Raw genomic sequence first — 11,890 nt, forward strand, 5'->3', positions numbered from 1 at the left:
CGCAGCCTAGTCGGCATGAAGATTCATCACCTGAACTGTGGATCCGTCCGGACGATCGAGCCCACCTACGCCGCACTGCGGCCCGCTCCCGCCGTGAACCACTGTCTGCTGATCGAGACCCCTGCCGACGGCCTGGTCCTGGTCGAGACCGGACTCGGGCTCGGTGATGTCCGCGATCCGGCAGGCACGCTCGGCACGGAGTGGGTCGAGATGGCCGGTCCCGCGCTGGACGAGGAGGAGACGGCCCTGCGGCAGGTCGCCCGGCTGGGATACGCGCCGTCCGACGTGCGCCACATCCTCCTCACGCACCTGGACGTGGACCACAGCGGCGGCCTGCCCGACTTCCCCGATGCCCAGGTCCACGTACTCGCGTCCGAACTCGACGCGGCACGCTCCGAGGCGCCCAGCTTCCGCTACCGGCCTGCCCACTGGTCGCACGAGCCCCAGTGGATCACCTACGGCACCGAGTCCGACGAGCAGTGGTTCGGGTTCACCGCGCTGCGGCCGAAGGGGCTGGGGCCGGAGTTCAGGCTCGTGCCGCTCGGCGGTCACACCGCCGGCCACACGGGGATCGCCGTACAGGACGGCGACCGGTGGCTCCTTCATTGCGGCGACGCCTACTACTACCACCGTGAGGTCGGCCCGCTCAAGGAAACCCATCCGTTGCTCGACTTCGTCCAGACCACCTCACAGGTCCACCGCGAGCTGCGCCTGGGAACCCGGGCACGGCTACGCGAACTGCTCCGCGACCACGGGGGCCGGGTCGAGATCTTCTCCGCGCACGATCCGTGGGAACTGGCCCGCTACACGGGCGGAGCGGGAGAGGGGGCGGCGGGCTGAGACGCGGCCCCTACCGCTGCGCCGAGCCCGCCCGCGCCGAACGGACCACGCCCGCCGCGGCGATCAGGAAGCCGACACCCATCAGCATGCACAGGGACCAGAAGACGGATGGCAACGGGTCGGTGCCGAGGAAGAGCGGGGCCATGGTGGCGAGGGTCGACAGGGCGCCGAGGACGAAGACGATCGCGCCGATGCGGACCAGACGGTCGCCTGCGCCGGAAGTGGGAGTACTCACCCCGTCAGGGTAGTTCCCGGCGGCGTCGGGCCGCTCCCGGGCGGGGCAGGTGCCGTTTCCGGACAGAGTCCGGATGACCAGGCTTGACGAGGGGTACTTCACCTGTGGAGGCTTCTGCCAGCAGGGGAAGCACGACCACAGGACGGCCTGACCTGCTGAGGGCTTTGTTCCGGCATACGGGTTGAGATGGGGTGCGTGCTTTGCCGACTGGCAAGGTCAAATGGTTCAACAGCGAGAAGGGCTTCGGCTTCCTCTCCCGCGACGACGGCAGCGATGTCTTCGTGCACTCCTCCGTGCTTCCCGACGGAGTCGACGCACTCAAGCCCGGCCAGCGCGTCGAGTTCGGCGTGGTCGCCGGACAACGTGGTGACCAGGCACTTTCCGTGGCGATCCTCGACCCCACCCCGTCCGTCGCGGCTGCCCAGCGCCGCAAGCCGGACGAACTGGCGTCGATCGTGCAGGATCTGACGACGGTGCTGGAGAACATCACGCCGATGCTGGAGCGCGGCCGCTACCCCGACAAGGCGTCCGGCGCCAAGATCGCCGGCCTGCTGCGGGCGGTCGCGGACCAGCTCGACGTTTAAAGAGCGTTTTGTCCCGGCAGGGCTGTTTGATATCTCGGGTGGCAGGGCGACTTCAGACAGTCGTGCGTGACGATCGGGTCGTGCGCGCCCGTACTCTGCAGCTGCGTGCGGGATCGCCCGTAGGGGCAAGGAGGGGGGCAGGGAATGGACAGCGTCGGAACAGCGCGGCTGCTGATCAGCAATGGAGGTGAGTCCGCGCTGGAGTTGACCGTGGAACCCTGGGCAGAGACGCACCAGATGCTCCCGAAGCAGACGTGGGTCGTTGTCACCCACTCGCCTGCAGCGGATGGCTCATGGTCCGGAACTCTGCGGGAGGACGAACCATTCCAGGTCGACTATCGGCCCGAGTCGATCACGGTGTGGGTCAACGGAAACTGCTTCCACCTCAGTGACACGGACGCGAACGTGATCGACTCGGCCGACTGGCACTGCCCTGCTCAGGGCGCTTTCTCCTGATTCAGGAGTCGCGCCAGTTCGAGGTGGATTCGTGGGTGAGTCGTCGGCTCATGAGGTCGACCATGGCCACCTTGATCATGGCTTCAGAGCGGTGGGGGTGGGTTTCGTAGTCGCGGGCGAGACGGCGGTGATGCATGAGCCAGCCGAAGGTCCGCTCGACGACCCAGCGCCGCGGAATCACCTTGAAGCCCTTCTGGGCGGGGTCGCGACGCGTGACTTCGACATCGATGCCCAGGCGCGCGCCGTGGTCGATGACCTTGGTTCGATAGCCGCTGTCGGCCCACGCCTTCGTGACGCGGGGGTGGCCTTCGGCGATGTCCGAGAGCAGATGGATGCCACCGGCGTTGTCGGAGACGCTGGCGGCGGTGACCAGCACGGCCAGGAGGAGGCCGAGCGTGTCGACGCCGATGTGACGTTTGCGGCCCGCGATCTTCTTGCCCGCGTCGATGCCCTGACCGGCCGCGGGCACATTGGCCGAGGTCTTGACGCTCTGGGCGTCGAGAACGCAGGCGCTGGGCTCGACATCGCGGCCTTCGGCCTTCCGGACCAAGTGCCGCAGTAGGCCGTTGAGCTGGTCGCAGACCTCGTCCTTCTGCCAGGCGGCGAAGTATCCGTAGACGGTTTCCCACGGAGCGAAGTCGTGTGGCAGATACCTCCATGGGATCCCGGTCCGGTCGACGTAGAGGATGGCGTCCATGATCCGGCGCAGATCGTGCTCGGGCGGCCGGCCGATGTCCAAGCCCTTCCCCCTTCGCTCGGTCCGCCAGGCCGTAAGAGTTGGTTCCAGCAGTTTCCAACGGGCATCGGACAAGTCGCTCGGATACGGTCGCGGTCCGCGAGGCATGTTTCTGTAGTAGCAATGGCGGCCTTCCCGTTGAAGGGCGCAAACAGGCGCGACCGGGGGCGCGTTGGGATCAGACAGGAGCGAAGGGATCGAAACGGACCCTCGAAAGACGTCACCCGCCCCGCCTGCCCACAACAGACGTCCGAAGCCTCAGCCGACCCGAACCGTTCTGCCACCTGAACTGCGATGAAGCACCCCTGCCGGGACAAAACGCTCTTTTAGGGCGTGTTTCGGAAGTCCCGCCTGCTCTCCGGGCGGACGGCGCTACTTCCGAAACACGCCCCAGGCGCTCAGACGAACGACAGCGCGTCCGGGCCGAGGGGCGGCACCAGTCCCTCGGCCGCGGCGCGCGTCAGCAGGCCCCGGATCGCCGCGTAGCCGTCCTCGCCGAGGTCGGCGGTGAACTCGTTCACGTACAGACCGATGTGCTGGTCGGCGACGGACGGGTCCATCTCCTGCGCGTGCTCCAGGACGTAGGGGCGCGAGGTCTCCGGGTCGTCCCAGGCCATCCGGACCGACGTGCGCACCGAGTCGGCGAGGAGCTTCAGCGTGTCGGCGCCCAGGGAGCGCTTGGCGATGATCGCGCCGAGCGGGATCGGCAGCCCGGTCGTGTCCTCCCAGTGCCGGCCCATGTCGGCCAGGTTGTGCAGACCGTAGTTCTGGTACGTGAAGCGCGCCTCGTGGATGACGAGCCCGGCGTCGACCTTGCCGTCCCGCACCGCCGGCATGATCTCGTCGAACGGCATGACGACGATCTCACCGACCCCGCCGGGAACGACCTCCGCCGCCCAGAGGCGGAAGAGCAGGTACGCGGTGGAGCGCTCGCTCGGCACCGCGACCGTCTTCCCCGTCAGGTCCGCGCCCGCCTCCTTCGTGAGGACGAGCGGCCCGCAGCCCCGCCCCAGGGCCCCGCCGCACGGCAGGAGCGCGTACTCGTCGAGCACCCAGGGCAGTACCGCGTACGACACCTTGAGGACGTCCAGCTCGCCGCGCTCGGCCATGCCGTTGGTGAGGTCGATGTCCGCGAAGGTGACGTCGAGCGCGGGCGCGTCGGGCACCCTGCCGTGCGCCCAGGCGTCGAAGACGAACGTGTCGTTCGGGCACGGCGAGAAGGCGATCCGCAGCGGGTCAGGAGTCGTGTCGGTCATGGTGGATCCAGCCTTCCAGTACGGGGGTGAGCTTCCCGAACGCCTCGGTGAGCGCGGCCAGCGCGTCGCCGATGCGCCAGGCGTCGCGGTCGCGCGGGCCGACGGCGTTGGAGACGGCCCTGATCTCCAGGACGGGGACACCGGCCAGTGCGGCCGCCTCCGCGACCCCGAAGCCCTCCATGGCCTCGGCCACGGCGCCGGGGTGCGCGGTGCGGAGCGCGGCGGCGCGTTCGGCGCTGCCGGTGACCGTGGAGACGGTGAGGACGTCGCCGGTCACCCCACGGGTGGCGGCGACCGCCGCCCTCACCAGGGAGCGGGGTGGGAAGTGCCAGACCTGGCCGAAGCCCAGCTCGGTGACGGGCACGAAGCCCGCGGGGGTCTCGGCGCCCAGGTCCGCCGCGCCGATGCGGCCGGCCACGACGAGGGAACCGACCGGGGCCGCACCGGCGAACCCGCCGCCGATACCGGCCGAGATCACCAGGTCATAGCGGTCCGAGGCCAGGGCGAACGCGGCGGAGGCCGCCGCCGCTGCCGGCCCCGCGCCGCCCGCGAGGACGTCGTAGGGGCCCGCGCGATGGATCTCGGCGCCCGGAACCGTATGGACGGAGACGTCGCTGTCGGGCCCGGACGCACGCGTGACCGCGTCCCGTTCCACCGGGACAGCGGTCACGACGAGCACACGCACGGGGGAGTCCTCCGAGGTCAGGAGGGAATCAGTCGGACTTCTCGAGCTTGAAGTGCCAGATGCCGGTCAGCTTCTTGCCGTCGGTCTCCACGATGCTGATCTGGGTGGACTTCGTGGTCTCGCCGGTCTGGCTGGAGAAGAAGGCGCTGCCCGGGATGGACCGGTAGGTCTTCTTGTACGGCTCCTGCTCGGCCTGCTGGCCGTTGATGAAGAGGGTCCAGCCGTTGTCCGCGACCTCGGGGTCGACGCCGAAGCGGACCTTGTCGTCCATCGCGGCCTTGACGGTCTTCTCCGCCTTCTTGTTGAGGCAGCCCTGGATATCGGACTCCTTGAGGGCCTTGCCGTCGTTGTAGCAGGACGCCTCGGCACTCACCGAGTTGTCGCCGACCGTCACGGTGGCGAGCGGCGTCGGCTTGTCGCAGGCGGAGAGGACAAGGAGTCCCGCGGACACGGCACCAAGAGCGACGCCGATTCGACGGCCCTTACCGGAGAAGAACGCAACGGTCATGGGCCGAAGGCTATCGGTCGCTCACGCTCACGCCACGCGGGGGTGCGGCGAGCCGCCCCGCGCGGCGCCCAGCAGACCCCGTACGGACGTGGCGGCACCGAGCGCGAGGATGCCCGCGGCGACCGACATGCCCAGTACTCCGTTGAGGGGGAGGGCGATCCCGACGGCGCCGCCGGCCACCCAGGCCATCTGGAGCAACGTCTCCGAGCGGGCGAACGCGGACGTCCGCACCTCCTCCGGTACGTCGCGCTGGATCATCGCGTCCAGCGACAGCTTCGACAGGGCCTGGGTGAAGCCCGCCATGGCCGCGAGCGCGGCGACCATCACCGTGCTGAAGAAGACGGCGGCCAGCACGGCGACGCCCAGCGCCAGGCCCAGCACCGAGGCGACGATGATCTCGGGACCGCGGGCTCTGAGCCAGGAGCCGACCGCGGTGCCCAGCGCGTTGCCCACTCCGGCGGCCACACCGACGATGCCGAGTGAGATCGCGGCGCTCTGCCCGGCCAGTGGGTGCTCGCGCAGCAGGAACGCCAGGAAGAAGATCAGGAACCCGGAGAGCGCCCGGTGGGAGGCGTTGGCCTGGAGCCCGTGCAGGACGGACGGGCCGACGGAGCGCAGCCCGGGCCGCTTCTCCCCGCCCTTCTCCTTGGCCGGCTTCTTTCCGTTCCCGGGCGCGGCGTTCTTCCGGAGTGGTTCGGGCCGGACGGCACCCTCGCCGTGCGGCGGCACCAGATGCGCCTTCCGCTCCCCCTTCGCCGAGTCCACCTTGTGCGGCAGCGTGAAGGCGAGGACGGCGCCGCCGACGAAGATCGTGCACGCCCCGTACAGCGGCCACGGCGGACCGATGGTCTGGAGCCCCGCCCCGATGGGCGCGGCCACGCCGGTCGCCAGGAGACCGGCGAGGGTGACCCGCGAATTGGCCTTCACGAGCGAGAAACGGGGTGGCAGCAGACGCGGTACGACGGCGCTGCGCACCACTCCGTACGCCTTCGAGCACACCAGTACGCCCAGAGCGGCCGGATACAGCTCCAGCCCGCCGGTGGCGACCGCGCCCGACATGGTGAGCGCCAGGACGGCCCGCGCCAGCATGGAGCCCGCCATGGCGGCGCGACGGCCGTGCGGAAGGCGGTCCAGGAGCGGGCCGATGACCGGGGCGAGCAGGATGAACGGCGCCATGGTGACGGCGAGATAAAGCGCGACCCGGCCGCGGGCCTGGTCCGTCGGTACGGAGAAGAACACGGTCGACGCGAGCGCGACCGTGATCATCACGTCGCCCGCGCCGTTCACCGCGTGCAGTTCGATCAGCTTGCCGAGGCCCGACTCACCGGCCCCGTGGGCGTGGGTCGCCTTCCGGATGCCGCGGGCGGTTCCGGTGAACGGGGTGTGGAGGGCATGACCGATCGACCGGCCCGTTCTGCGGAGCGGGCCGGATTCGTCGTGCGACCTGGCAGAAGCCACTTGGTCATAGTGCCCCAGTCCCCGGCGTCACGAACCGAGATCGGCGCGGCGCGCGACGTGGACCGCCCCGTCGGGTCAGTGATCGGCCAGGTCGCAGGGGGTGCGGAGGGCCGGACCGGGAGGACCGGAGAGCGTTCTTCAGCGGGGACACGGCGTCGGATACGACGTCGTTTGGGACGGGCAGGTGGGCGGGGAGCGGCGGAGAGGGTAGCGTGCGTAGCGCGCCACCGGCGGTTGTTCTTGGCCGCGCGCCTCTCGGCGATCCCGCAGAATGGATCGCAGAAGGTGCGCCCGAGGCAGGTACAAACGGGTGTGGACGTCGACGCGGCCCCCAGGTCCGCTCCGCCCGCAACCGTATGGCCGAAATCGATGGATGTGCTGGCGCGCTCGTGAGACTGGCGTAGGAGAGAAGCGAGACCTGTGAGTGCTGCGACGACGAGAAGCCGTACGGCCCGTACCCCCGTTCCCGACCGCCTGTGCGCAGAGGCCGTAGACCTCGCCCGCGCGGCGGCCGAGGAAGCGGCCGCGCCGGGAGTGGTGGGTGAGCATGTGGCCGTGGTCCCCGAGGGGGACCGCGTCGTCACGCACTACTTCGAGTGCAAGGACCCGGCCTACCGGGGCTGGCGCTGGGCGGTGACCGTCGCCAGGGCCTCCCGCGCGAAGAACGTCACGCTGGACGAGACGGTCCTGCTGCCGGGCACCGACGCGCTGCTCGCGCCGGAGTGGGTGCCGTGGAGCGAGCGGCTGCGGCCGGGCGACATGGGGCCGGGCGACCTGCTGCCCACCGAGGCGGACGACCTGCGCCTGGAGCCGGGCTACACCGGTGAGGACGAGCTCCCGCCGAACTCCGCGGTCGCCGCGGTCTCGGGCGAGCTGGCCGACCTCGTCGAGTCCGAGGACGCGGAACTGACGACGCGCCCGGAGCCGCCGCGCCGCGGCTCGATCGCGGCGGTCGCGGACGAGCTCGGCATGCGGCGTGCGCGGGTGCTGTCCCGGTACGGGCTTTATGCGGCGGCCGACCGCTGGGACGAGGGGTTCGGCGCGAAGACGCCGATGGCCCAGGCGGCCCCGGCGACGTGTGTGTCGTGCGCCTTCCTGGTGCCGCTCGCGGGTTCGCTGAAGCAGGCCTTCGGGGTCTGCGCGAACGAGTTCGGTCCGGCGGACGGGCACGTGGTGTCCCTGTCGTACGGGTGCGGCGGGCATTCGGAGGCCGCGGTCATGCCGAAGCCGCCGAAGCCGGCGCCGCATGCGCTGGACACGATGCAGGTGGACGAGTACCCGCTGCGTCCGGCGCGGGATTCCGGCTCCGTGCCGGTGGAGACGGATGCGCCGACGGAGGACCTCGGCCACTCGTAGGCAGTGGCCCGGGGGCGGTTTCCGGCGGGGTGCGGGTTGCCCCGGTCCGGGGCTCGGGGTTCCGTCCTCAAGCGCCGGACGGGCTTGATGGGTGCGGGTCCCCCGCCCCGGTGCGCCGTTGCCCGGTGGTGGGGGTCCGGTGCCCCTCCGGGGCGTCTCCTCAAACGACGAACGTTTCCAGTCCCACGCAGCGGACCCCGGTATCCGTTCGTCGTCCTGCGGGGACTCCCCTGCACGGCCCCGGACCGGCCGCCTTGCGTCTGCGGCAGCAGTCTCACCGGCGTGCAGACGCAGGCGATGCCGGGTGGGGGCGTGCAGGGGAGTCCCCGCAGAAAATGGCGTACGACCCGGGTCGTTTGCGTACCGGGGTGCACACGCCATTTTTGAGGAGTCTCCCCGGAGGGACCCCACCCCCACCCACCGGACAGGGGCGTGCCGCACCCGGCGGAGCACCCGTACCCGGAAGACCCGGTAGCTTCGGGGCGCACACTTGGCGGCACGGGGTACGCGTAAACCGGACGACGGATGAGGGAGTCACGGCGTGAGCATGAATGCGACCGAGGGGGCCGACCCATTCGGAACCGCGCGGCTGCGACGCGGCGTGCTCGATGCCTGGGGCGCCGGCCCCGCCCGCTTCCGTGAGGACGCCAACGCCGAGGAGGACCTCGCGCTCGGCGGCTACCGCGACCGCCTCGTCGTCGAACTGGCCCAGAACGCCGCCGACGCCGCGGCCCGCGCCCATGTGCCCGGCCGGCTCCGGCTCACCCTGCACCCGGCGACGGCGACCGCCCCCGCGGTCCTCGCCGCCGCGAACACCGGCGCACCCCTGGACGCCACCGGCGTGGAGTCGCTGTCCACCCTGCGGGCCTCCGCCAAGCGTGAGGGGCATGACGGGGCCGTCGGCAGGTTCGGCGTCGGGTTCGCCGCCGTCCTCGCCGTGAGCGACGAGCCGGCCGTCGTGGGCCGGCACGGAGGCGTGCGCTGGTCCCTCGCCGAGGCCCGGGACCTCGCCCGCGAGGCGGCCGTCGGCAGCCCCGGCCTCGGCGACGAACTGCGCCGCCGCGACGGACACGTACCGCTGCTGCGCCTCCCGCTGCCCGCCGAGGGCACCGCACCCGACGGCTACGACACCGTCGTCATCCTGCCGCTGCGCGACGGCGTCGCCGAGGACCTGGTCGGCCGGCTGCTCGGCGCGATCGACGACGCCCTGCTCCTGACCCTGTCCGGCCTGGACGAGATCGTCGTGGAAACCCCGGACACCGTACGGACGTTGCGCCGCTCGCAGCACGGCCCGTACACGCACGTCGAGGACTCCGGGCACGGCACGAACCGCTGGCGGACCGTCACCCACCAGGGTCCGGTCGAGCCCGCCCTGCTCGCCGACCGCCCGCTGGAGGAACGGCTGCGCCCGCACTGGTCGGTGACCTGGGCGGTCCCCGTGGACGCGGAGGGCGCCCCGGTCCAGCCCCGCACGGCCCCCGTCGTGCACGCCCCGACGCCCACCGACGAACCGCTCGGCTTTCCCGCGCTGCTCATCGCCTCGCTGCCGCTGGACACCACCCGCCGGCACCCCGCGCCCGGTCTGCTCACCGATTTCCTGGTGCAGCGCGCGGCCGACGCGTACGCGGAACTGCTCGCCGACTGGCAGCCGGTGACCGTCGCGACGATCGGGCTCGTGCCCGGGCCGCTCGGCAAGGGCGAACTGGACGGCGCGCTGCGGGGCGCCGTACTGGAGCGGCTGCCCCGGGTCGCGTTCCTGGAACCGGCCGCCCCGCGCGACCCCGCCGCCGAACCCGACCGGTGGGACAGCTGGGACGCGGGGACGGAGAGCGCCCGCAAGGCCACCACCGCGCTGCGGCCGATCGAGGCCGAGGTGCTGGAGGGGGTCGGCGCCGAGACCGTCGCCGTGCTGGCCGAGGTGCTGCCGTGCCTGCTGCCCGCGGGACTTGAGCGCCGCGTCGAACTGCGGACACTCGGCGTCGCCCGGGTGCCGCTGACCGAGGCGATCGACCGGCTCGCGGGTCTGGAACGCGACCCGGGCTGGTGGCGGCGGCTGTACGACAGCCTGGCCGGTGTCGAGCCGGACCGGCTCTCCGGCCTTCCGGTGCCGCTCGCCGGCACGGAGTCCCAGGGCCCGGACCCCGACGCGCCGGCCGTCCCGCGGACGACGATCGGGCCCCGGCAGATCCTGCTCCCGCTGCCCGACGCGCTGACCGGTCCCGTCCTGGACCGGCTCGGCCGGCTCGGGCTGAAGGTCGCGCATCCGGACGCCGCGCACCCGCTCCTGGAGAAGCTGGGCGCCCTGCCCGCCACGCCCCGCGCCGTGCTGACGACCCCGCAGGTGCGGGCCGCCGTCGCCGGTTCGCTGGACGCGGGCGAGATCTGGGACGAGGACGCGCTCGACGGCGACGAGCTCGTGGAGACCGTCCTCACCCTGGTCCGGGACGCCGACCTGGCACCCGGCGACGAGCCCTGGCTCGGTGCGCTCGCCCTGCCCGACGAGGACGGCGAGCTCGCGCCGGCCGGTGAACTGGTGCTGCCGGGCAGCCCGTTCGCCGCGATCATGCGCGAGGGCGAACTCGCCCTGTGCGACGAGGAGCTGGCCGGCCGGTGGGGCGAGCAGCCGCTCACCGCCTGCGGGGTGCTTGCCACGTTCGCGCTCGTCAGGGCCACGGATGTGGTGCTCGACCCCGATGAACTGGAACCCCGGGACAGCGACTTCGCCGAGCCCGACGACGCCGGGCTGCTCGACGCCGTCGACGTGTGGTGCGAGGACATCCTCGACCAGCTCCCCGACACCCCCGTGCCGCCGGTCGCCACCGAGATCGTCGCCGTCCGCGACCTCGACCTCGTCGACGACGACGCCTGGCCCCAGGCGCTCGCCCTGCTCGCCAGGCCGCCGCTGCGGGACGCGCTGACCCAGCCGGTGCGCGTGCTGCTCCCGGACGGCACGACGCAGTCCGTACGCCCGTACACGGCCTGGTGGCTGCGCGATCACCCGGTGCTGGACGGCCGCCGCCCGGCCGGCCTGCGCGCCCACGGCGGGGACCCCCGGCTCGCGGGCCTGTACGACTCCGCCGACGCGACCGGCTTCGACGACGCGCAGGTGCTGCGCGCCCTCGGGGTACGGACGTCGGTCGCGGCCCTGCTGGACGAGCCCGGCGGTGCGGCCGAACTCCTCGGGCGGCTCGCGGACGAGGACCGTCCGGTCGGCCCCGTACAGCTGCACTCCCTGTACACGGCGCTCGCCGAACTCGATCCGGAGCAGGTCACGCTGCCGGACGAACTGCGGGCCGTCGTCGACGGCGAGGTGCGGGTCGTCGACGCGGCGGACGCGATGATCGCGGACGCCCCGGACCTGCTGCCGCTGACCGGCGGCGTGGCGCTGCTGCCCGTCGCCCCGTCGAGCGCGGCGGAGCTGGCCGAGCTGTTCCAGGTGCGGCGGCTCGGCGAGAGCGTCGAGGCGGAGGTGACGTCCGAGGGGGAGGAACACCAGGTCCCCGGCCCGGTCCGGATCCTGCTCGGCCCCGGCACCCCGGACACGTACGTCGAGCACGGCGAACTGCGGGCCGGTGGCGTCGAGCTGGACTGGCGCCGCACCCCGGACGGTGTCGTCCACGCCGCGACCCTGGAGGGCGTCGCGGCGGGCCTGGCCTGGGCGGCGGGCCAGTGGCCGCGCCGGTTCGAGGTCGCGGCCCTGCTGGAGGACCCGTCCCGCACGGACGAACTGGCCCGGGACCGCTGGTTCGACTGAGTACGGGGCGGCCCCGGGCTGC

General features: G+C 72.1%; 11 protein-coding genes. 5 read left to right on the forward strand and 6 right to left on the reverse strand.

The annotated features are described in order from the left end of the window. The first annotated feature begins 15 nt into the window (after positions 1 to 15). Positions 16 to 840, forward strand: coding sequence for an MBL fold metallo-hydrolase (locus OG446_RS21235; RefSeq protein ID WP_328895533.1), 825 nt, complete (start codon positions 16 to 18; stop codon positions 838 to 840). A gap of 10 nt (positions 841 to 850) precedes the next feature. Here the strand turns inward: OG446_RS21235 and OG446_RS21240 are convergent, their stop codons facing one another. Next, the gene (locus OG446_RS21240) at positions 851 to 1,075 is read right to left on the reverse strand and encodes a hypothetical protein (protein ID WP_328895534.1); all 225 of its coding nucleotides are present in this window, start codon (positions 1,073 to 1,075) and stop codon (positions 851 to 853) included. A gap of 200 nt (positions 1,076 to 1,275) precedes the next feature. Between OG446_RS21240 and OG446_RS21245 the strand changes: the two genes are divergently transcribed. Continuing rightward, positions 1,276 to 1,659 (forward strand): cold-shock protein, encoded by a 384-nt coding sequence (locus OG446_RS21245; protein ID WP_136328972.1) that lies wholly within the window; start codon positions 1,276 to 1,278, stop codon positions 1,657 to 1,659. Positions 1,660 to 1,803: 144 nt separating this feature from the next. After that, the gene (locus OG446_RS21250) at positions 1,804 to 2,115 is read left to right on the forward strand and encodes a hypothetical protein (RefSeq protein WP_328895535.1); all 312 of its coding nucleotides are present in this window, start codon (positions 1,804 to 1,806) and stop codon (positions 2,113 to 2,115) included. A 1-nt stretch (position 2,116) separates the two neighbouring features. On the opposite strand, the gene OG446_RS21255 is transcribed toward OG446_RS21250, so the two are convergent. From OG446_RS21255 to OG446_RS21275, 5 genes are all read right to left on the reverse strand, one after another. Next, on the reverse strand, positions 2,117 to 2,959 hold the full coding sequence (locus tag OG446_RS21255; protein ID WP_328895536.1) for an IS5 family transposase: 843 nt from the start codon (positions 2,957 to 2,959) through the stop codon (positions 2,117 to 2,119). Between the two features lie 290 nt (positions 2,960 to 3,249). Then, the gene (locus tag OG446_RS21260) at positions 3,250 to 4,107 is read right to left on the reverse strand and encodes a 1,4-dihydroxy-6-naphthoate synthase (RefSeq protein ID WP_328895537.1); all 858 of its coding nucleotides are present in this window, start codon (positions 4,105 to 4,107) and stop codon (positions 3,250 to 3,252) included. Continuing rightward, positions 4,088 to 4,792, reverse strand: coding sequence for a futalosine hydrolase (locus OG446_RS21265; RefSeq protein ID WP_328895538.1), 705 nt, complete (start codon positions 4,790 to 4,792; stop codon positions 4,088 to 4,090). The genes OG446_RS21260 and OG446_RS21265 overlap by 20 nt, the downstream gene beginning before the upstream one ends. A 28-nt stretch (positions 4,793 to 4,820) precedes the next feature. Next, positions 4,821 to 5,300: a DUF2771 domain-containing protein gene (locus tag OG446_RS21270; protein ID WP_148019345.1), complete on the reverse strand. Its 480-nt coding sequence runs from the start codon at positions 5,298 to 5,300 to the stop codon at positions 4,821 to 4,823. Between the two features lie 27 nt (positions 5,301 to 5,327). Then, positions 5,328 to 6,758, reverse strand: coding sequence for an MFS transporter (locus OG446_RS21275; RefSeq protein WP_328895539.1), 1,431 nt, complete (start codon positions 6,756 to 6,758; stop codon positions 5,328 to 5,330). A gap of 420 nt (positions 6,759 to 7,178) precedes the next feature. On the opposite strand from OG446_RS21275, the gene OG446_RS21280 reads away from it, so the two are divergent. Together OG446_RS21280 and OG446_RS21285 are read left to right on the forward strand one after the other, a co-directional pair. Next, positions 7,179 to 8,114: a DUF3027 domain-containing protein gene (locus tag OG446_RS21280; protein ID WP_328895540.1), complete on the forward strand. Its 936-nt coding sequence runs from the start codon at positions 7,179 to 7,181 to the stop codon at positions 8,112 to 8,114. Positions 8,115 to 8,661: 547 nt separating this feature from the next. Then, the gene (locus tag OG446_RS21285) at positions 8,662 to 11,868 is read left to right on the forward strand and encodes a sacsin N-terminal ATP-binding-like domain-containing protein (protein WP_328898365.1); all 3,207 of its coding nucleotides are present in this window, start codon (positions 8,662 to 8,664) and stop codon (positions 11,866 to 11,868) included. The last annotated feature ends 22 nt before the right edge of the window (positions 11,869 to 11,890 follow it).

Source organism: Streptomyces sp. NBC_00236 (assembly GCF_036195045.1).
In the GTDB taxonomy this organism is placed as follows: domain Bacteria; phylum Actinomycetota; class Actinomycetes; order Streptomycetales; family Streptomycetaceae; genus Streptomyces.